Source organism: Wolbachia endosymbiont (group B) of Pilophorus perplexus, from assembly GCF_964028155.1.
Taxonomy (GTDB): Bacteria; Pseudomonadota; Alphaproteobacteria; order Rickettsiales; family Anaplasmataceae; genus Wolbachia.
Window position 1 is genome coordinate 939,748 of sequence record NZ_OZ034754.1, and the last position, 21,064, is coordinate 960,811.

At 35.5% G+C, this 21,064-nt stretch carries 26 protein-coding genes; 21 read left to right on the forward strand and 5 right to left on the reverse strand.

Annotated elements, in window-relative coordinates; genetic code table 11:
- Positions 1 to 10 precede the first annotated feature (10 nt).
- The 5 genes from ABWU28_RS04700 to ABWU28_RS04720 all read right to left on the reverse strand — a co-directional run bounded on the left by ABWU28_RS04700 (position 11) and on the right by ABWU28_RS04720 (position 4,008).
- Positions 11 to 1,249 carry an AAA family ATPase gene (locus ABWU28_RS04700; protein WP_265022336.1) on the reverse strand — a complete coding sequence of 413 codons (1,239 nt, stop codon included), beginning with the start codon at positions 1,247 to 1,249 and terminating at the stop codon, positions 11 to 13.
- Entirely contained in the window at positions 1,246 to 1,746 is a 501-nt protein-coding gene (locus ABWU28_RS04705; RefSeq protein ID WP_265022337.1) for a hypothetical protein, read from the reverse strand. Before ABWU28_RS04705 ends, ABWU28_RS04700 begins: the two co-directional genes overlap by 4 nt.
- 25 nt (positions 1,747 to 1,771) lie before the next feature.
- Positions 1,772 to 2,578, reverse strand: a complete 807-nt coding sequence (locus ABWU28_RS04710; protein WP_265022338.1) for a helicase RepA family protein — start codon at positions 2,576 to 2,578, stop codon at positions 1,772 to 1,774.
- 11 nt (positions 2,579 to 2,589) lie between these two features.
- A complete protein-coding gene (locus ABWU28_RS04715) occupies positions 2,590 to 3,411 on the reverse strand; it encodes an ATP-binding protein (RefSeq protein ID WP_265022339.1) in 822 nt (273 codons plus the stop codon).
- Between the two features lie 108 nt (positions 3,412 to 3,519).
- On the reverse strand, positions 3,520 to 4,008 hold the full coding sequence (locus tag ABWU28_RS04720) for a sigma-70 family RNA polymerase sigma factor (protein WP_265022340.1): 489 nt from the start codon (positions 4,006 to 4,008) through the stop codon (positions 3,520 to 3,522).
- A 925-nt stretch (positions 4,009 to 4,933) separates the two neighbouring features.
- Between ABWU28_RS04720 and ABWU28_RS04725 the strand changes: the two genes are divergently transcribed.
- The 21 genes from ABWU28_RS04725 (at position 4,934) to ABWU28_RS04825 (ending at position 21,040) form a co-directional block, all read left to right on the forward strand.
- The gene (locus tag ABWU28_RS04725; RefSeq protein WP_265022341.1) at positions 4,934 to 5,383 is read left to right on the forward strand and encodes a crossover junction endodeoxyribonuclease RuvC; all 450 of its coding nucleotides are present in this window, start codon (positions 4,934 to 4,936) and stop codon (positions 5,381 to 5,383) included.
- Positions 5,384 to 5,511: 128 nt separating this feature from the next.
- Complete coding sequence (locus ABWU28_RS04730; protein WP_265022342.1) at positions 5,512 to 6,717, forward strand: DNA modification methylase; 1,206 nt, start codon at positions 5,512 to 5,514, stop codon at positions 6,715 to 6,717.
- Positions 6,718 to 6,732: 15 nt separating this feature from the next.
- On the forward strand, positions 6,733 to 7,212 hold the full coding sequence (locus ABWU28_RS04735) for a hypothetical protein (RefSeq protein ID WP_265022343.1): 480 nt from the start codon (positions 6,733 to 6,735) through the stop codon (positions 7,210 to 7,212).
- Positions 7,213 to 7,230: 18 nt separating this feature from the next.
- Positions 7,231 to 8,724 carry an ankyrin repeat domain-containing protein gene (locus ABWU28_RS04740; RefSeq protein ID WP_265022344.1) on the forward strand — a complete coding sequence of 498 codons (1,494 nt, stop codon included), beginning with the start codon at positions 7,231 to 7,233 and terminating at the stop codon, positions 8,722 to 8,724.
- Positions 8,721 to 10,550 (forward strand): phage terminase large subunit family protein, encoded by a 1,830-nt coding sequence (locus tag ABWU28_RS04745; protein ID WP_265022345.1) that lies wholly within the window; start codon positions 8,721 to 8,723, stop codon positions 10,548 to 10,550. The genes ABWU28_RS04740 and ABWU28_RS04745 overlap by 4 nt, the downstream gene beginning before the upstream one ends.
- A gap of 1 nt (position 10,551) precedes the next feature.
- Positions 10,552 to 10,776 (forward strand): gpW family head-tail joining protein, encoded by a 225-nt coding sequence (locus tag ABWU28_RS04750; protein ID WP_143688727.1) that lies wholly within the window; start codon positions 10,552 to 10,554, stop codon positions 10,774 to 10,776.
- Positions 10,773 to 11,477 (forward strand): glycoside hydrolase family 25 protein, encoded by a 705-nt coding sequence (locus ABWU28_RS04755; protein WP_236514948.1) that lies wholly within the window; start codon positions 10,773 to 10,775, stop codon positions 11,475 to 11,477. The genes ABWU28_RS04750 and ABWU28_RS04755 overlap by 4 nt, the downstream gene beginning before the upstream one ends.
- Positions 11,474 to 12,880, forward strand: a complete 1,407-nt coding sequence (locus ABWU28_RS04760) for a phage portal protein (protein WP_236514950.1) — start codon at positions 11,474 to 11,476, stop codon at positions 12,878 to 12,880. Before ABWU28_RS04755 ends, ABWU28_RS04760 begins: the two co-directional genes overlap by 4 nt.
- Complete coding sequence (locus tag ABWU28_RS04765) at positions 12,880 to 13,917, forward strand: S49 family peptidase (RefSeq protein WP_214303452.1); 1,038 nt, start codon at positions 12,880 to 12,882, stop codon at positions 13,915 to 13,917. Before ABWU28_RS04760 ends, ABWU28_RS04765 begins: the two co-directional genes overlap by 1 nt.
- A 74-nt stretch (positions 13,918 to 13,991) precedes the next feature.
- Entirely contained in the window at positions 13,992 to 14,363 is a 372-nt protein-coding gene (locus tag ABWU28_RS04770; RefSeq protein WP_038536951.1) for a head decoration protein, read from the forward strand.
- Between the two features lie 43 nt (positions 14,364 to 14,406).
- The gene (locus ABWU28_RS04775) at positions 14,407 to 15,408 is read left to right on the forward strand and encodes a major capsid protein (RefSeq protein ID WP_236514954.1); all 1,002 of its coding nucleotides are present in this window, start codon (positions 14,407 to 14,409) and stop codon (positions 15,406 to 15,408) included.
- Positions 15,409 to 15,460: 52 nt separating this feature from the next.
- Complete coding sequence (locus tag ABWU28_RS04780) at positions 15,461 to 15,856, forward strand: VOC family protein (protein ID WP_007302872.1); 396 nt, start codon at positions 15,461 to 15,463, stop codon at positions 15,854 to 15,856.
- A gap of 6 nt (positions 15,857 to 15,862) precedes the next feature.
- On the forward strand, positions 15,863 to 16,165 hold the full coding sequence (locus tag ABWU28_RS04785; RefSeq protein ID WP_012481824.1) for a hypothetical protein: 303 nt from the start codon (positions 15,863 to 15,865) through the stop codon (positions 16,163 to 16,165).
- Position 16,166: 1 nt separating this feature from the next.
- Positions 16,167 to 16,667: a phage tail protein gene (locus ABWU28_RS04790; RefSeq protein ID WP_264730498.1), complete on the forward strand. Its 501-nt coding sequence runs from the start codon at positions 16,167 to 16,169 to the stop codon at positions 16,665 to 16,667.
- Entirely contained in the window at positions 16,664 to 17,137 is a 474-nt protein-coding gene (locus tag ABWU28_RS04795) for a hypothetical protein (protein ID WP_012481799.1), read from the forward strand. Before ABWU28_RS04790 ends, ABWU28_RS04795 begins: the two co-directional genes overlap by 4 nt.
- Positions 17,124 to 17,588, forward strand: a complete 465-nt coding sequence (locus ABWU28_RS04800; RefSeq protein ID WP_012481798.1) for a phage baseplate assembly protein V — start codon at positions 17,124 to 17,126, stop codon at positions 17,586 to 17,588. The genes ABWU28_RS04795 and ABWU28_RS04800 overlap by 14 nt, the downstream gene beginning before the upstream one ends.
- Positions 17,585 to 17,839 (forward strand): PAAR domain-containing protein, encoded by a 255-nt coding sequence (locus tag ABWU28_RS04805; RefSeq protein WP_236514961.1) that lies wholly within the window; start codon positions 17,585 to 17,587, stop codon positions 17,837 to 17,839. The genes ABWU28_RS04800 and ABWU28_RS04805 overlap by 4 nt, the downstream gene beginning before the upstream one ends.
- Before the next feature lie 2 nt (positions 17,840 to 17,841).
- Positions 17,842 to 18,177, forward strand: a complete 336-nt coding sequence (locus ABWU28_RS04810; RefSeq protein ID WP_264377831.1) for a GPW/gp25 family protein — start codon at positions 17,842 to 17,844, stop codon at positions 18,175 to 18,177.
- 2 nt (positions 18,178 to 18,179) lie between these two features.
- Positions 18,180 to 18,971 carry a baseplate J/gp47 family protein gene (locus ABWU28_RS04815; RefSeq protein WP_264377832.1) on the forward strand — a complete coding sequence of 264 codons (792 nt, stop codon included), beginning with the start codon at positions 18,180 to 18,182 and terminating at the stop codon, positions 18,969 to 18,971.
- Positions 18,972 to 19,234: 263 nt separating this feature from the next.
- Positions 19,235 to 20,401, forward strand: a complete 1,167-nt coding sequence (locus ABWU28_RS04820; RefSeq protein WP_264377833.1) for a phage tail protein — start codon at positions 19,235 to 19,237, stop codon at positions 20,399 to 20,401.
- Between the two features lie 252 nt (positions 20,402 to 20,653).
- Complete coding sequence (locus ABWU28_RS04825; RefSeq protein WP_353274937.1) at positions 20,654 to 21,040, forward strand: hypothetical protein; 387 nt, start codon at positions 20,654 to 20,656, stop codon at positions 21,038 to 21,040.
- The last annotated feature ends 24 nt before the right edge of the window (positions 21,041 to 21,064 follow it).

Genomic DNA, 21,064 nt, shown 5'->3' on the forward strand with positions numbered 1-21,064 from the left:
CCTACCTACATTATGCTCTAGCTATAACTTTAGCATTTTTCCAACATCCATTAACTTTGTTGATGAATTTCGTTGGTATAGATCTACCGTTTCTCAGTTCATATACTACTTGCAAGATATTTGTACGTTTATTAGGTTGAAACATTACTATTCCAGATGTGTAAAAACTCCTTAAAGCGTTAGCACCAACTAAAGCTTGAAATGGATTTTTTTCCAACGTAGAGGTAGATACTTTTTTGGTATGGTTTGTAATAATTATGCCAGCCATAGGATTAATTCTGGAGCGTAGTTTTTCTATTCCATGTTGCAGACCATAGCTAACAGAAATATAGGGAGAATCAATCACAATTAAATCAACTAAATCAAATTTTTCTGCTATCATGCTTTTTATCTTTTCTATACCTTCTGCATTTAAGGTCAATTTCATCTTTTTTGTCACAACTAAATTTTCTGTTGCTAAATTAGAAAGTTTTTGATTAGTGATGAGTTGTTGTATACGTTCTCTAATATAATCATATTCCATTTCGTTCTGTAGATAGAATATTCTTAGTGGTCTTGTAGACTTCATACCAAGAAATGATAATCCTGCTGCAAGATGTGCTAACAGAGAAAGAAGAAAATGACTTTTGCCAACCTTTGGTGTACCACCTATAACCAAAAGACCACCTGGAGTTAAAATTCTTGGACCTATTATATCTTGTGGCATTGGTGACTTATCATTTAGGTAATGCTTTACGAAAAATGCTTTTTCTTCTAATGTTGAGCTTTTTTCATCTCCTTTAGTGTTCAACCATGCCTTGGCAGAATCTACATCACCTTTAACTAAAGTCCAAAGATCTACTATATCTCCTTTCTTTTCTTCGATCAGATCGTACCAATTTCCTGCATTTTCTCCTTCTATTTCAATTATTATTTTATTTCCATTTATACTGCCAATATAAAATTTATTTTGGTAAGATTTGCCATCAGGTAGCAAATAAGATACACAATCTTTGATATTATCAATTAATTTTATTTTCAAAACGTTTTTAGATGAAAAATTCATAGAATCCTCCTGATTTATTCCAAATTTATTCAACATACTTTTTAGACGTTGAAAGTCAAAATTAGCCAGCTCACAAACAGTTTCAAAGGATCGTGAGCGAATCCATTGACAAGCCTCTTTTTTCAGTTTTAGGTTCTTTCCTGCTGCATCCTGAATAGCTCTAGTAATAACAGCAGCCCACAACTTTCCTTCGTCGTACTTCAAAATGGGACCCAATCAACTTCTAAATTTTTCCCTTTTTCAGGAGTAATGACCGTAGCAATTCTGTTCCTGTCTCCATAGGTGTTATTAGCTTCAATGCTTACTTTTGCTGTAAATTCTAAACCATTTAAATCTGCAATTGAGTTGATTTTTCTCGCAAGAACTGCTTTTTCTGAAGTGTCATTTGCATGAATATTTCTGGCTGATTCCAAAATACTGCGAATCATAGAACGTCCAGATTCTCCCCAAGTATCTTCTTTACCTTCGGCTTTACCACTTTTAATACCAATTATTTGGTAAATCTTACAATTTGCGTATGGACCTTCAATTACAGTAAATTCAGCGTTTAAATAGATGCTGCCAGTATCATAGCTTTTAGTAAACCAGTTTTCGTAACCACCAGGTTTAATTGCCATTTTTACTTTGACTATTGTACCTTTAGGTATTAAACTACTTTGTAGTTTTGCAGTATTAAAATCAGTTAAATACTCTTCTAACATAAAGTCTCCATAAAAAACAAAAAGGTTAAATGCTCCATTGATCAACAACTTGCCAAATACCATTTATCTTATCGACAAGTTTATTTGGTATACGTTCGCCATTGCGTAGTTCGAAAACTATCTGACGTGTGGAACTCTCCTCATTCTGCCCATACATAACCATACCAGTACTATAAAATCCTCTCAGAGATCCAGCTCCACTCAGCCCTTGAAATGGATCCTCTTCAAGCATCTTCTTTGATAATTTTTTTGTGTGGTGAGTTAAGATTATGCAAGCATTAGGGTTAACAGCATTACGTAACCTTTCAAGTGTTTTCTGAAGAAAGAACAGCATGGCACTATTATCATTTTCATTTCCATACTCACTACTAAATATGTTTCGCAATGGATCAATGGCTAGAACATCAGGTTTAAAGCGTTCTTTCCCGATTTCTTTGATTTCATCTATTTCTTCATTATTAAATGATAAATGCACTCTTGGTGTAATGAGTAAGTTATTGGCAGCTATATTCAAAAGTTCTTTATTGAGTTGAAGTTGTTGTAATCGTTCTTTTATGTATTCATATTCAATCTCAGTTTGTATGTAAAAGATTTTCAAAGGTCTACTTGGAGTCATACCAAGAAAGGAAATTCCAGCAGCCATATGAACGAGCCAAGAGATCAAAAAGTCACTTTTGCCAATTTTCGGAGGGCCACCTAGAACCAATAAACCTCTCTGCGTTAGAATTCTTGGGTGAATGATATCCTCTGGTATTGGTGATTGGTCGTCCAAGTATTCCTTAACACTGAAAAAAGGAATTTTTTGACCAATAGTTAAAAAGTTTTGTAGCATATAATAACCTCCTATATGTTGGGCGTGACAGGTTGAATTGCAAAAGCTTTAGTTTTAATTTTTGTAAGAAGTTTTCCTAGGTGCGGTTCTTCAACCATATTAAGGCAACCACTTCGATCTTTAGCAGGATATCCCCAAGAATTAAGAGTATGACAAACAAAGGAACGTACCTCTGTACCATCATCTTTTTTGATTGCAACCATGCTAATTACTTCATCAACAATACCAGGTATTTCACTGGCAGTTTTAGCTCCTTCGCATTGTGGTAGCCATGTTGGACGATTGAAATCATCAAGATATTGTCCAAGAGTACCGACTGTAATGATGTCTTTATTGGGAATATGTTGAAACTGATTAAGCCAAGCCATCATTTCTTGAGCAAGTAAGCCATATGCAGCTCTCATATCTTGTTTGCCATTTCTGTCAGAGAAAGCTTCTGGTTGCATTTTTGCCCATAATAGACATAGACGTGATGCTACAGTAATGCTATCAATGAAAATACAGCGATATTTAGATAGTTCTGGCAAAAGCTCTTTGTACTTACCCGATACATGCTCATAGTGTCTTTGACTATATGCTTGATCAGATTTTAATGCAGGATTTGGACCACCTATAAGACAAGCTATATCACGAGCTTCATTCCAGGTGCGAATACTGATAGAGTCTCCTTGCCAATTATGAACAGCAAGCAAACCAGCTTCAAAATCAAGACAAAGCGTTGGGTCATCTATAGTCTTTAATAGACTTGTTTTACCTATACCGTAAGGTCCAAAGATGACCATTTTTACACCTGTTTGAACTTTTAGCCGTTCACTGCTGTTCATTATTTTCATTTTTCTCCTGAACTCAACCGCCTAAATATATATACACCGTGACCCATGTAATTCGTCCGCAATTTGCAAAAAAAAAATTTAAGCAAATATTATCTTAGAAGTAGAAATTTACTTTAAAGATGGGAATTTACGGACTATTTTATCTAGGACACGATAGATACTTGCCTTTGATACTTTGGTCATTGCAGAAACTTCAGAAACAGTAAGTGTTTTAAGTAATTCGCATAAATTTCTATCTCTTTTGGATAAAGTTGAAATTATACTGTTTATATCAGTGCGAATTATTGCTTCGGTTTCTAAGTTACTAGAATCTTGAATATCATCGCTAATGTCATCGAAGATAATATTACGTTTTAGGCGTAACTGATCGCGTAACATATTGCGAGCACGATGATTAGTTAATCTAGCAATAAAAGTATTAAAACTACTTCTTTTCTCATCGTACTGGTCAAGATATTGCCAAACTTGGTAGAAAAGCTCCTGCTCTATATCTTCAAGGCTTTCGTTAATAAAACAACTCTTGGATTTAAGACTAGAAGCGTGAAATGTTACATACTTAACAATTATAGGATCGATTCCTTGATAAGAATTATTCATAAAAACTCCAAAAGTTTCATGAATAGAGATTTTTACCAAGTCCGTGTATGATTAATTTATCATAAAAAAGTAGTAATAATTTTTTTACAGAAAAGAATAAGATCTTTAAAATTAGAATTATATTTTTATGTAGGTGAAACTTACTTTTCTACAGAGATCAAACTACTCTAAAAATGGCTTTTTCATACCTGATTTCTGAATTACTAATTAACAGCTTAGAAATCAGTAATCACTAAGCTCTTGATAATCTTGTCTTTTTGATATCTTGTTCCTAAAAGTGGTTTCTAAAATTAAGTGGCTAAAATCGGCCAATTAAGCGGGGTTACGGATTACTGAAACCTTATATATATTATATATATATTTAAATATAGGTAGAGTATAATAATATAATAATAATATAAATACTAGAATAACATAATAATGTAAAAGAACTAGAATAGTATAAGACAACTAGAGAAGAACAAAAACTCAAGGACCGCTCCTAGGAAAGTTAAAAGCAGCTTGCATATAATTTTTTTTTAAATTTGCGGACGAATTTGCAAGTAACGGTGTATATATATTATGTGGGCTTTAAAAATGGCTTTTTGGAAAATTTATAGAAAACATCTGCAGACTATGAAAAATTTTTTTAAATTTGCGGACGAATTGGTAAGCGACGGTGTATATATTATACAGGGGCCATTTAAATTTGGATCTGAAGGGTTTCATAATAACAAACTTAACAAATACTAATCTTAACAAATCGGGCTATGAAAGCAGTAGCTTAAGGTATTTAATAATTCGGGAATTTTATGATGAATAAAGTAGATTTTTCAATATGTGAGAATCTTTCTCCTGAAAAAGAATTTATAGTACAGAATTGGCTCTCCGTATGTGATGTTTAGTTCTTTGCGTTATCAAAATTGGGTTTTTATAGTTTTTTAATATGTCAATACTAATGCTAGATCTAGGCAAACAAACAGGCTGGTCTATTCTTCACAACGGAGTAATTCAAAGTGGAAGTGAGAGTTTTCATACTAGTCGGTTTAGTGGTGGTGGCATGCACTTCTTAAATTTTCGTAGCTGGCTAAATGAAATGAAGGAAAAATTTCCAAGTATTGAAACAGTTTATTTTGAGGAGGTTAGAAGACACTTAGGAACTGATGCTGCTCATTGCTACGGAGGTTTCTTGGCCCATTTATCTGCTTGGTGTGAAGAGAATAATATTCCCTATCAGAGCGTTCCTGTTAAGACTATCAAACGCTTTATCACAGGCAAAGGCAATGCAAGTAAGAGTGAAGTTATTGAAGCTGTAAAGGAAAAAGGTTTTTTACCCAAAGATGATAATGAGGCAGATGCTTTAGCTTTGATGTTCTATGTTATGGAAAAATATTAACAAGACGAAAAATCCATAAAAAGTGGGTCCTTTCAGCCATACTGGCGGGTTTGGTGGTGCTGACCCTAGGCCTTCTTTAGCGTCAGAGATATTTTGAATATTAACTTTTTAATTAGTACAGTAATTATATGAATTTAGCAATCCACTACTATCCTACTCGAAATCTGGTCGAATATGAGCGTAATCCGCGTAAAAATGACGATGTAGTCAACAGAATGTGTGCTTCAATCAGGGAATTCGGCTTTCGTATACCAATAGTTGCAAAAAGCGATGGAACTGTGGTTGATGGTCATTTAAGACTGAAAGCAGCAAGAAAACTTGGTATAGAAAGTATTCCTGTGGTTTTAAGTGATAATTTAAATGAACCACAAACTAAAGCTTTTCGATTACTGGCAAATCAATCAGCTAATTGGGCAAAGTGGGATGATGAGCTTTTGAAAGCAGAAATTCAAGAGTTAGAAGATTTACAGTTTGATCTTAAAATGACTGGATTTGAATTAGAAAAAGTTCAACATTTCCTTGATAATTTAGATAGTGAAAAAGAAGATCTTTCTGACTTAGCTATTGATGACAAAAAAGTAACAAAACCAGGTGATCTTTGGATTTTAGGTGATCATAGAATCTATTGTGGTGATAGCTCTGTAGTTGAATCATATAAAGCGCTGTTAGATGATAAAATGGCAGACATTACTGTTTGTGATCCTCCGTATAACGTTGATTATGGTAGCAGTCAAGACAAAAAGATACTAAACGATAATCAAGGTGAAAAGTACGAACTTTTTCTCTACGATATCTGTTCCCATATTTTAGCATATACGAAAGGTGCAATTTACATTTGCATATCATCATCAGAGTTTTCAACGTTGCAAAAAGCATTTGAGGAGGCAGGAGGAAAATGGTCAACATTTATCATTTGGGCAAAGAATCATTTTACACTAGGCAGATCTGATTATCAGAGACAATATGAAGCAATGCTCTATGGATGGAAAAGCGGTAATAAACGTGAGTGGCATGGAGGTAGAAATCAAAGTGATCTGTGGTTTTATGATAAGCCAACGCACAATACACTACATCCAACGATGAAGCCAGTAGAGCTAATGGAAAAAGCAATAGTTAATAGCAGCAGACCTGGGGATACTGTACTTGATCCATTTAGTGGCTCTGGAAGTACGCTGATTGCATGTGAGAGAACAGGAAGAATTTGCAGAACAATAGAGCTAGATTCAAAATTTGTAGATGTAACCATAAAACGTTGGCAAATATACACAGGTAGGAAGGCAATTCTTTCTGGTACTGACAAAACTTTTGCAGAAATTCAAGAAGAAAATTCGTAAAAAGGAGCAAAAAGAGTGGAAAAAATCACGCAGACGGAATGGGCAAGAGAGATAGGAGTTTCAAAGCAATATGTCTGTTATTTAATAAAGAAAGGAATAGTTGAGTTGGAGGATGGTTTGATCAATAGAGAACAAGCAAATGAAGCAGTAGCGGCAATAAGAGATCCAAGTCAGCCACTGAGGAGGAAAAATCCAGAAAATACAAGTAACCTTTCCACGATGTTGCTAAAAACTAGAATAAAAAATGAAATGGAACGAGGTAAACTGCTTGAGGCAAAGGCAAAAGCTGAGATAGGTGAACTTGTAGCAGTAGAGGAAGTAAAGAGCGAAGCATTTAATGTAGCAAGAGTTGTCCGTAATAATTTGCTTAATATTCCAAATAGAGTTTCAGCACTGCTTGCATCACTGAGTGACACTGAAAAAATTCACGAGACGCTAACTGAAGAGATTACAAACTCACTTGAAGAATTATCTAACGCTAAATTTAAAATATAAAAAGATTTTGAATACAAAATGGCTGATAACTTAAGTTTAGAGTTAATAAAGTGTTTAATCAATCAACCTGGATTAGATGTTAATGTCAGAGGATTAAATGGAAAGACACCACTACATTGTGCTATAGAATTTGATGAATTAAGCATGGTAGATCTGCTACTCACAAAAAAGAATATCAATCCTTTTGTTGAGGACAATGAAGGCAAAACCTCCTTAGATTACGCCAAAGAAGGTAAAAAAGCAGAAATATTACAAGCGCTAATTAATAACAAATACGGATCAGAACAAGATAACTTACTTCATTTAGCTGCAATGATAGGTGAAGTTAATGCAGTTAGATATTTGATAGGAAAAGGTGTTGACGTTAATGTACGAAATGCTCTGCATCATACTCCATTACATCTAGCAGCAGGAATAGGACATGCAGAAGTTGTAAAGATTTTGATAAGAGAAGGAAACGCTGAAATAGATGTCTTTGATGTACGAAATCAGACACCGATGCACTATGCAGTTAACAACAAAAAATTGGAGATAGTAAAGTTATTACTGGAGCTAGGAGCAGATGTAAATAGCGCACGTGTAGGACAAAACTCGATGAAATTATCACCAGTGCATATAGCTGTAAGTAACACTAATTACGATGAAAGAGATTTATGTCTCGATATTCTCAAATGCTTAATAAAGGAGCCTAATGCTCAAGTCAATTTGCAGGACTACGAAAATAAAACACCACTACATTATGCTGAAAGACTGAAAACAATAGAAGTTTTACTAACGCGAGAAGATATAGACCCTCTGGTAAAAGACGATAGCGGCAAGACACCATTTGATTACGCTAAACCTGAGATAAAGAAGGCTTTGATGAGTAATAAATACGGTTCTGAAAAGAATAGTCTACTACATTTAGCTGCACAAAGAGGAGAAATTGAGATTGTAGAATCTATTTTAAAGGAAGAAATCGATATTGATATTGTAAATAATAAAGGTCTATCACCGATTTACCTTGCTGCAGAAAAAGGACATTTACATGTAGTAAAATTACTACTGAAAAAAGGAGCAAATTATATACCTGTTTTGCACTTAGCAATCAAATCAAATAATTTGGAGTTACTTAAAGTTTTATTTACTGAAAAAAATGGTGCATTGCTCTGCAGAGATACCGTTATCAATTTTCCAACCCTTCATAATAAATATATAGCACAGAGAGAAATAGCAGATAAAAGGATGAAAAAACATAATAATATTATCTGCATCTGTATTACAGTTAGCGCAGTAGTAATGGCAGCATATATAGGTTTAACAGTAACAACAATAAGCAGTGCAATCATTTTTGCAACAACAACAGGGATATTTGCGCTTATTATAGCACTAATGATAAGTGAGATGAGCAAAAGATATATAGAAAACGAATTTCAGAAAAAGATGTTTATGGAATTGGAGGAGTGTGGAGGAATAAACTCTACTGTTAACAATATTGAGATAGAACCAATTATGAGTAGATGCAGACAATGATATACGCTAGAGCTTTTTCTGAAGGTTTAAGACCAGATCCAGAGCTTAAAGTATCAGAGTGGGCAAATGAGTATCGAGTTTTAGCAGCAACTGCAGCATCAGAGCCAGGTAAATGGAGAACAGAAAGAACTCCTTATTTAAAAGAAATCATGGATTCACTTTCTCCATCTTCACCTGCAGAAAAAGTAGTATTCATGAAAGGAGCGCAGATTGGAGGAACAGAAGCAGGTAACAATTGGATTGGCTATATTATCGATCAAACACCAGGTCCAATGTTAGTTGTGCAGCCAACAGTTGAAATGGGAAAACGTTGGTCGAAGGGAAGATTTGCACCGTTAATAGAGAGTACACCATGTTTAAAAAGTAAAGTAAAAGACCCAAGGTCAAGAGATTCAGGGAATACTGTACAAAGTAAGGAGTTTCCAGGTGGAATAGTAGTAATAACTGGAGCGAATAGTAGTGTAGGACTGAGATCTATGCCAGTAAAATATCTCTTTCTTGATGAAATAGATGCCTACCCAGGAGATTCAGGAGGAGAAGGAGATCCAGTACTGCTCAGTATTGCTCGAACTAATACATTTGCAAGGCGAAAGATTTTTTTAGTATCGACACCAACGATTCATGGAATAAGCAGAATTGAGAAAGAATTTGAAGCAACAGATAAGAGATATTTTTTTGTTCCCTGTCCGTATTGTAATTACTATCAAATTCTAAAATGGTCACAAATAAAATGGGAAGATAAAAATCCAAGTACAGCACACTATATATGTATAGAATGTGGTGAAAAGATAGAAAATCATCAAAAGACAGAGATGCTTGAACGTGGAGAATGGAGAGCTACAAATCAAGTACACAATAGCAAAGTAATAGGATTTCACCTTTCAAGTCTTTATAGCCCAGTTGGGTGGTATAGTTGGCAACAAGCAGTAGAGGATTTTCTGCATGCAAAGGAAAGTGAACAATTACTGAAAGTTTGGATAAATACTACGCTTGGAGAAACTTGGGTAGATAAAGGAGAAGTACCTGATTGGAAGCAATTATTTAACAGGAGAGAATTTTTTCAGATTGGCACAGTACCAAGGAGAGAAGTGGTACTTACTGCAGGAGTGGATGTCCAAAAAGATCGTCTAGAGGTGGAAGTTGTAGCATGGGGAAAAAGTCGTGAAAGTTGGTCAATAGACTACCGAGTATTTGAAGGAGATACAGGAGGTGGAGAAGTATGGGGAAAGCTTTCGGAGCTCCTCAATCATCATTTTATCGGTGAAAATGGGCTTGAATATATGATAAGTATGATGGCAGTAGATGCTGGATATGCAACGCAAGAAGTATACAACTGGGTAAGAGGTCATCAAGGATCTGGAAGAGTAATGGCAGTTAAAGGTGTAAATAAAGCCCTAGTGCCACTTAGCAGCCCAAGTAGAGTTGATATAACAGTTGGTGGTCAAAAGCTAAAAAGAGGAATAAAGCTCTGGCCAGTAGGAGTATCGATATTAAAGTCAGAGCTTTTTCAGCTACTTAATATTTTGAAAGAAGAAGAGAAAGTGCCAGCAGGATATTGTCATTTTCCTGAGTATGCACCCGAATATTTTAAGCAGTTAACGGCAGAGCAATTAGTCAGTAAGGTAGTAAAAGGATACACCAAACAGGAGTGGCAAAAGGTAAGAGAAAGAAATGAAGTGCTAGACTGCCGAATTTACGCAAGAGCAGCATCTATTGCGCTTGGAATCGATCGTTGGCCAGAGAGTAAATGGAATAGTTTAAGTGAAAAGCCAGAAAGCAAAAAACCTAAAAAAGTGAGACAAAGCAAATGGTTGAATGAGAAGTAAGATGTACAGCGAAGAGTATTTAATTCAAGTCGAAGAAGCGATAAAGAAACTACAAAACGGAGAGCGAGTAGTATCAATTGCATATGGTGACCATGTGGTGAGATATGCTGAAGTTCAGATAAATGACTTGCTGAATTTACGGCAACGTATTAAGGCTGAACTGAAAGTTGCAGGTATGAAGCCTAAACGAAAGATTATTTTTGCAACAAATAAAGGAGTTATATGAGGGAAAATTTTCTGAGAAAAGTTGTAAAAGAGGAATATTCTGAATTTTTAGAGCAATTAAAAACTTTCATAAAACTATGGGACAATAGAGAGAGTTCAGTAAATGGAATAATAGATTTGTCACATTGGCAAGAAAATGTGGATTTTGAGTTAGCTAAAGAGAGTGGTATAGTTGGAGTAATTCATAAGGCAACGCAAGGAACAGAGTACATAGATTCAAAATACAAAGAAAGAAGAAAAGAAGCTGAAGACTTGGGTCTATTATGGGGTTCATATCATTTCGGTGTAGGGGAAGATGGAAAGGATCAGGCAAATCACTTTTTGAATACAGTGGGTAAAGCTAAAAATACAATTGTTGCTCTTGATATTGAAGAGAACGAAAGTGGAAAAAATATAGAACCAAGACAAGCAGAAGATTTTATTAAAAAAGTTCAAGAAGAAACAGGGCGTTCACCTTTAGTGTATGGAGGTGCTAAATTTTTGAAAGATTTTGCCACACCAATTTTGACTAAATGTCCATTATGGATAGCAAGATATGGAGATCAACCTGTTTTACCGCAAGGCTGGAATAAGTGGATTTTATGGCAATACACCGACGGTAAAAATGGTCCAGAGCCACATGAAGTAAGTGGAATCGGAAAATGTGACAGAAATAAATTTAACGGCACATTAAAAGAATTAAGAGAATTTTGGTTAGTATGATGCTGAAAAATTTCAAACAACTATTTAGCAAGCCAAAAATCAAAAGTTCAGCATGGGATGCAGCAGGGTCAGGAAGAAGATTTTTTCACTTTCAACCAGAGTTAGGAAGTATAAACAATTTGCTGTCTCAAAGCCTTGAAACTTTACGTAGTAGATCACGTGATATGGTGAGAAAAAATCCATATGCAGCAAATATTATTGATACAATAGTAAGTAACTCTATTGGAACAGGAATAAAGCCGCAATCAAAAGCAAAGAATGCAGAATTTAGAAAGAAAGTGCAAGAATTATGGCTAAAATGGACAGATGAAGCAGATAGTAACGGAGTAAGTGATTTTTATGGTCTGCAGGCTCTAGTATGCAGAAGTATGATAGAGGGAGGAGAATGTTTTGTACGTTTAAGAACGAGAAAGCTGGAAGATAGATTTTCTGTACCATTACAACTGCAAGTACTTGAGTCTGAACATTTAGATAATAAAACAAATCAAACTTTAGGAAATGGTAATGTAATAAGAAACGGGATTGAGTTTAACAGGCTTGGGCAAAGAGAAGCATACTACCTATTTAAAGAACACCCTGGTGAAAATACCTTTGGAGAGTCAGTAAGAGTGCCAGCAAACGATGTTTTACATATCTATAGACCACTAAGACCTGGGCAAATTAGGGGAGAGCCATGGCTTTCTAATATACTGCTAAAGCTTTATGAACTTGATCAATACGATGATGCAGAATTGGTAAGAAAAAAGACTGCTGCGATGTTTGCAGGGTTTATTACAAGACTCGATCCTGAAGCAAATATTTTAGGTGAGGAGCAAGCAAATGAGCAAGGAGTAGCACTATCTGGCCTAGAACCTGGAACAATGCAGCTTTTAGACCCAGGAGAAGATATAAAATTTTCAGAGCCATCAGATGTTGGAGGAAGTTATGAAGCGTTTATGAGACAGCAACTCAGAGCAATAGCGATTGGTACAGGGATAACATATGAGCAGCTAACAGGAGATTTAACCGGTGTTAATTATTCATCCATTCGAGCAGGGCTGATAGAGTTTCGCAGAAGGTGTGCAATGTTACAGCATAACGTGATAGTGTTCCAGTTTTGTAGACCTATTTGGAATAGATGGCTAGAATTAGCAGTGCTTTGTGGAGAACTAAGTATAGATGAAAAAGTAGCAAAAGCAGCGAAAGAAGAAGTGAAATGGATACCACAGGGATTTGATTGGGTGGATCCTTTAAAAGATCAACAAGCACAGCAAATGGCAGTAAGGAATGGCTTCAAAAGTCGATCGGAAGTAGTATCAGAAATGGGTTACGATGTAGAAGAAATAGATCAAGAAATAGCAGAAGATCAGAGTCGTGCAAATAGTCTCAACTTAATGTTTGACTCTGATTGTAAAGGATTATGATGCTCTTAGGAAAGCCATTAATGCTTGAACCAAGGAGTTTTGAGCTACTATCGCTATACAAAGGAAAACAGCCAATTTTCAAAAATCACTCTATCAAAAGTAACGTAGAAAGAACTGCAATTATACCAATTCATGGAATCTTGACGAAAAAACCAGGTGCGTTTGATGAAATGCTTGGGATGACATCATATGAGCAAATAGAAGAACAAATTGCACAAGCATTAGCAGATAGTAGTATAGAGACTATTTTACTGGACATAGATAGCCCAGGAGGAGAGGTAAATGGAGTATTTGACTTAGCTGATTTTATCTATAGTGCAAGAGGAAAAAAGAGGATAATAGCGATAGCAAATGATGATGCATATTCTGCAGCGTACGCTATAGCTTCTAGCACTGAGAAGGTATTTGTGAGTAGAACTTCAGGAGTAGGAAGTGTTGGAGTAATAGCAAGTCACATAGATCAAAGTAGGTTTGATGAAAAGCAAGGTATTAAGTATACCACAATCTTTGCTGGTAGTCGAAAGAATGATTTAAATCCACATGAGCCAATGACGTCTGAAAGTCTGGGAAGCTTACAAAAAGAAGTAGACCGACTATATGAAATGTTTTTGCAGCTAATAGCAAGGAACAGAGGTCTTTCAATTGAAAAGATTCGATCAACAGAGGCAGGGCTATATTTTGGGGAGAAAGCAGTAGAAATAGGCCTTGCAGACGGAATGACAATTCTTTCATCTATTAATAAAAATAGGAGTATTACTATGAATGAACAAACTACAAATGACCTAGAAACTGATAATTTAACCAAGTATCGTACTGAAGTTCTTGAATTAATACGTTTATGTAATTTATCGAAGATGCCAGAAAAGATAGGAGAATTTATTGAGCAAAGTGTAAGTGTTGAGCAAGCAAGGGAGGTTTTAATGGAATTACTTGCAGAGCGAACGAAAAAGACAGAGATACTGAGTGCAATACCACAGAATTCAGGAGAAGAGTTGATGATGCAGGTAGCGAAAAGTCGTGCGCAATCAAACATTTAAAGTATGTGTATAACCGCCGTGTATAACAACCACAAATATGGCGGTAAAAAAATAAAAAAAGGAGAGAAAAAGACATGATAAGTATAACTGAAGGAAATAATTTAGGAGATCTTCTGAAATATGAAGTGTCCAACTTATATTCAAGAGATCAGATAACAGTAGCCAAGGGACAAAATCTAAAGCTGGGAACAGTAGTTGGTTATGATACTAAAGATGGTTTTATTAAAGCTTTAAATCCAACTGCCACAGATGGTACACAAACGGCGATAGGAGTGATAGCAAGCGATGTAAACGCAAAGGAAAATAGTAAAGGAGTAATTATTGCTCGTGGTGCCATGCTAGCTGATCATGCAGTTGTGTGGCCAGCAAATATTACTGAAGAACAGAAAGCTACAGCAATAAAGCAACTTGAAGGACGAGGAATCATTATCCGTAAAGCGGCCTAAAGCTATATTAAACAATAAAAAACACAAAGGGGGAAAAGAAAAAATGCAAAATCCATTTACAAATACAGCATTTAGCATGACGGCACTAACAAATGCGATGAATATATTGCCGATAAATTATGGACGGGTTGAAAATTTAAATTTATTTCCAAATAGGTCAGTAAGATTTAGACATATTACAATAGAAGAACATAACGGAGTTTTAAGTTTACTACCAACGCAAGTTCCAGGGGCGCCAGCAACAGTAGGAAAAAGAGGAAAAAGAAAGGTAAGAACGTTTACGATTCCACATATTCCACATGATGATGTAGTACTGCCAGAGGAAGTACAAGGAATAAGGGCATTTGGATCAGAAAGTGAACTTAAAGCGCTAGCAGACGTAATAACTGACCATTTACAGCTAATGAGAAACAAACATGCAATAACATTAGAGCATTTGCGAATGGGAGCGCTGAAAGGAATAATTTTAGATGCTGATGGGTCAGAATTACTAAATCTGTACAACGAATTTGAAATAACACCAAAAGTAGTAAATTTTGCACTAGGAACAGCGACAACCGATGTCAAGCGTAAATGTCTAGAAGTATTGCGGCATATTGAAGATAATCTAAGTGGTGAATATATGACCGGGATTCATGCTTTGGTAAGCCCTGAGTTTTTTGATGCATTAACTTCGCATAGTAAAGTGAAAGAAGCATACGAAAGATGGCAAGAAGGAGCAGCACTTCGGAATGATATGAGGTCAGGATTTACGTTCTGTGGCATAACATTTGAGGAATATAGAGGGCAAGCAACTGACCCTGAAGGAACGGTTAGAAGATTTATTGAGAAAGATACAGGGCACTGTTTTCCAGTAGGAACAGCAAGCACATTTACAACATATTTTGCACCAGCAGATTTTAATGAGACAGTAAATACTCTTGGACAGCCACTATACGCAAAACAAGAGCCGAGAAGATTCGATAGAGGGACCGATTTACATACGCAGTCAAATCCTCTGCCAATGTGCCATCGTCCGGCCATTTTGGTAAAAATTACTGTGTAAATTTGTGAACGTATTGTAATCTTAGCAGTATATTTTTATTTATAGGTAAAATATGACAGAACTATTAGGAAAAATAATTCCAATATTAATTATAAAAGACGCTACGTCTGCTATTGAATTATATAAACAAGCCTTAAATGCAAAAGTATTGGAAATTCACTTTGATGAAAACAATAAGAATATGGTAATGCATGCAGCAATACAGATAGGTGATTCATTAGTATATATCGATGATGTACAAAGTAATTCTATCGCTGGCGGGAATGTTTTACAAGCTGCTAAGCTATGTGTCTATGTTGAAAATGCTGACGAGTTGTTTAATAAGGCAGTAAGTAAAGGAATGCAAGTAGAAAAGTCGTTAGAGAATATGCATTGGGGTTACAGATTTGGTGTAGTAAAGGATGAATACGGTATTCAGTGGTGTTTCTCCAGTCCATTGAAAAAGTAGCAGAAGGTGAAAAACATATCAAAATTATTTAAAGATTGCTTCGAACATCTGGGGCAGCAAGCTTTGTATGAGTCAAAGGATAAGTCATATATGGTACAAGTATTAAAGCAAGAGCCAGATAAATTATACGAGATTGGTGAAGGACAATTTGTGGGAGAGATGCTTTTTCTTGAGGTAAGCATTTTTGATATACTGAGGCCAATTGTAGGAGATATTTTTGTTATAGGTGATTGCAAATACAAAATACACACGCCACCACTTAGGGATAAGTCTGGAATGATCTGGAGAATCGAAGCATCTGGGGTGTAAAATGTCTGTGCATATAGAAGTTGAGGTAATAGAAAGTGTAAATGCTAAAAGAAAAAAAATAGAATTAGCAATAGTGAGAGCATTAAACAAAACAGCACTATGGTTAAAAGCGCAAGCAGCTAAGGAAATCAGTGAGGAAAAGAAGATAAAATTAAGTTTGATAAGAAAGAGATTAAGAATTTTTAAGGCGAAAACTAGCAGATTAGAAGTGTTAATTAGAGCAAATCTCTATGACATTAGAGCATCGGCAATTGGCAAAATACAAAAAACAAAAAGAGGATCGAAAGTAGGAAAGCATGAGTTTATAGGAGGATTTGCAGCAGTTATGCCAAAAGGAAATAGCGGTATGTTTAAACGTGAAGGAAGAGCAGCATTTCCAATAAAGGAAGTAAAACTACCACTGGAACCAGAGGCTTCAAGGATAATAGGGAATCTTGTTAATTATGAAGTTGAAGAAGTCTTTACAAAGTTTTTTGAACGTGAATTGAGCTATAAAGGATGAATTTGAAAGATTTACATGATAAAATTTGTACCACGCTGAAGAGAGAAATACCAGCAATTCAAACTTGTGAAATTTATCCATCGATAAGAAAAGAATTATTAGCGCCAGCGTTATTTGTAGAGCTTGTGAGTTTAGAATCGGGAAAAGATCCTGGAACAGAGGAATTAGCGCTGAAAGCAAGATTTGAAGCACGCATTGTGACTGATAGCACAATAGAAAATGCCCCTATTATTGTCAGAACATTAGCAGCAGAAGTAGCAAGAGTAGTAAATAAAAATACTTGGAATGTGGAAAATGTTTCACCAGGAGAATTTATCTCTACGGAAATTGACGGATTTAGACCCGAATTAGATGCGTATTTGTTGTGGTTGGTTGAGTGGAGTCATCAGCTTCATTTAGGTAAATCGATATGGACAGAAAATAAGATTAAACCACATACGATTACAATAGGAGAAAATGTTAGAGAGTAATTTTGCTATTTCAGAGCTGCAAAGAAAATTAGCAAACATTGTACGAATAGGGCTTGTAAAAGAAGTAGATTATGAAAAAGCAAAAGTAAGAATTAAAATAGGCGAATTTTTAACAGATTGGTTGCCATGGATAACAAGCAAAGCAGGAAAAGATAGAAATTGGTCTCCGCCAGGTATTGATGAGCAAGTAGTGATACTTTCCCCGCTAGGAGAATTATCTTTAGGAGTAGTACTTCCTGGAATATATCAACAAAAGTACTCTGCACCAGAAAATAAAAAAGAGGTGAGTAGCTTAACATTTCAAGATGGAACAAAGTTGTCATACGATAAAGATAAACATCATTTAGAGATTGAAGTAGTAGACAAAATAACACTGAAAGCTGGGGAATCGAGCATAGAAATGACAAAAAGTGGAATAAAACTGAAAGCAGAAAGGATCGACTTAAATTGAACAAAGGAATAGTAAGGTTAGGAGACTATTGTGGAGAAGCTATACCACATTTCTGCATTAGCGGAAGTAATAATGTTTTTGTAAACGGTAAGTCAATATGTAGACAAGGAGACAGTTTTAGTGAAGGAAAAGTAATGATTCAAGGATCAAAAATAGTGTTTGCAAATGGTCTTAGTGTAGGAAGAGTAGGAGATATAGTTTCATGTGGGTTTAAAGTAATAAAAGGCAGTGAAAGCGTCTTTGCAAAATAGAAATGAAGGGTATGGATGCTAAAACAGGAAAGACGTTAGAAGGAATAGAGCACTTAAAGCAGTCGATAATTGATATACTGACCACTCCTATTAACAGTAGAATAATGAGGAGAGATTATGGCTCAAGATTATTTGAATTGGTGGATAAGCCAATAAATCGTGATTTTACACTAGAAATTTATGCAGCAGTAGCAGGAGCACTAGAAAAATGGGAGAGAAGGTTTAAATTAGAGAAAGTGAAGATAACAGAAGTAAAAGAAGGGAGAGTAACATTGAATTTAGAAGGTGTCTATCTTTCAGAAGGTAAGTTCATAAATATTAATGGAGTAGTTGTTTAAAAATGCAGCAGCCAAATATTATCGAACCACTGAACTTTGAAGAGATTTTTGCTCGGATGAAAGAAGAATTAATAAGTCGAGATAAAAGTTTTACAGCACTAATTGAAAGTGACCCAGCGATGAAGATTTTAGAAGTAGCAGCCTGGAGAGAGCTTTTGCTGAGACAAAGAATAAATGAAGCGGTAAAAAGCAATTTACTCAAGTTTGCAAGGGGAGAAGAGCTTGATAATTTAGCTGAGTTTTATGGAGCAGAGAGGCAAGATGGAGAAGAAGATGAACGCTTCAGAAAAAGAATCAAGGCAAGAATAGTTGGCTCAAGCACAGGAGGGAGTAAAGAGCATTATCGGTTTCAAGCACTCTCAGCAGATAGAAGAGTAAAGGATGCGCTGGTTGAGTCAAAAGTGCCAGGAAGTGTAGAAATCTCAATTTTATCCACAGAGTTATCCACAGCGTCAGAAGAGCTACTAGAAATTGTAAAAAAGCAGGTTACTAGAGATGATATAAGGGTTTTAACCGATACAGTAAAAGTGATAGGTTGCAATATTATGGAAATAGATATTCACAGCAGAATGAGCATAAGTCCTGTAATATCAAAGGAGGAAATCAAGAAGCAATTTATTAAGAAGTTTGAAGCAAGCAAAAGGTTGGGATGGAACGTAACAAGATCATGGATAATAGCAAATTTGTTTGTAGAGGGTGTAGAAAACGTAGAATTAATCGAGCCAAGAGAGGATGTTGTGGTTCTGGGGAATGAGTGTGCAGTGCTTGGCTACGTCAAGTTAGATAGGATTTAAAACGTATTTTTTTTGTTTTGTGCCAGTGAGGGGATTGCGTGCAATAAGTGGTTTAAGGTTTACTGGATCCAATGTTAGGGAGACGAAAGTATTGATTTTCTTCCAGAAGTTGTAACTTGTTTTTTAAAGTATGGATAATATGGTCAAATATTATGGAGAGTGTTTTCGATATTAAGAACATCTTTATTTTTCTGCAATGATCTCTTGCTTACTCATAAGCTACCTAAATAAAGGAAGTTAAAGCAACTTGAAAGAAAAGACAAATGAAAAGTTTATTACCGCCAAACGCAACAAAGCAAGAGCAAGCACTGGTTGATGCAATAGATTATAAGGTTGATCCAAGCTGTATCAGAGGGTTTAAGTTCAACCTGAAAGAAGAAACATTACCATGGATAATAGAAGAATATGGTTTAGAAGAGATATTGCGCTGGGTAAAAAATAAAAGAAGGGCGATAGTAGAAGGAGTAAAATTTCAAAGACTGAGAGGAACACCTGCATCACTTAAAATAGCACTAAAGTGGGCAAATATAGAAGATATTACAATTATCGAAGAACCACCTGGTAAACACTTCTTTGAATTACAAATAGGAATAAAAGATGTTCCAAATGACTTTTTTGTAGATGCAGTAGTAGAACTTGCAAAACTATCATTACCAGCAAGATCAAGGCTAATGAGGATTTTTAATGACTACTATAACGTTGATAGGTTTATATTAGATGAAAGTATATTCGGCAGCTTATTATCAGACTATTCAGGTAGAAAAGTTGAAAAAGATGGACCAGTGTTATCGTTTGGAAGAATAAATTTTTTCAGTTCTAGAGGTCCGTTAGTAGAGATTGTAGACAACTATTTAAGAGAGCATTATGAACAAACATTTAGTAATGACATATATCGATTAGATGTAGCAGTACTTGGAGAAACAGAGCCTCACACAAAGAATTATAACGGTATTTATGAAAGAAATCATTTGTGGTACAACTTAAAAGCACTATATCCATTACCACAGAGTTTATTACCATCGATTAAATTTGCAAAAGCGCAGATTGTACTGTCAGATAGCTGGAAATTAGGAGAAATAAATAGCTGTTTTCCGGTTGGTAGAATAGAAGAAGAAGGAAATAAATTTGTATTGGGAAACGATAAACTTTCAGGGCAACATTGGAGTTTAAAACACAAGCCAATTTTAGAAAGATTCAGTATTATCCATCGTTACAAAGTAGAAAATTATACAGATCAGAAGGTCAGAAAATATGTTTTAGCAGAACACAACATTTACTATAAAAACGACTTATATTCAGAGCAAAAAGACTCAATACACGAATTAGAAAAGCACATTTTAGTGTTTTACCCGGGAGTACTGAAATGGCACGAACATCGACATTTGCACAGAAGTTGGAAAAATAGTCAAGCAATATGTGTAATAAGTTAAATACTTATATTTAGATCCTCATATATTATATTAATAATAGTTTAAAGTGTATGAAATAAAAAGAAAAGGACTTGCTTTCTCATGCTAAAACGGACATGACTTGAATAGCAGCAGGTAAACATAAGAAATTTATCTGGCGCTAGAAAAGCTAGTTTTGTGAGGTATGAAATGGTGCGCCAAGAAGTGCTTGGAGAACAGTTGGTGAAAATCCAACACAAACAAAGTCTAGCCAACAGTTTGGAACAGACCACTATGTTGCATGAGGTAACGAGTGTAATAGAGCTAGTGGGATGGACAATGCAGGGTACAACGAAAGTGAAGGGATTGAGTTCCGAAATACCTGAAGACATAGAGGTCGACATTTTCATGGCCATGGAAGACAGCATGAAGGATAGCGTAAAGGCAAGTTATCACTCACTCTATCGGGATCTGAGACCGTGCCATGTATTGAAATGGACTTCAAGTGAACTTGGGAGATCCTATGCATTCCTACAAAGGTACGCTGGAACAAGTCAACAAAGGCAAGAACTAGCGGAAGATGCAGGGGAAGTCGGACTGATTGATAGTACTCAGAATGTGGGAAAGCCACGTACAAGGGGAAGCGATCAGCAATATAGTAACTGGAATAGGGATTGCTAGGCCAATACAACGGAGGTTGGAATA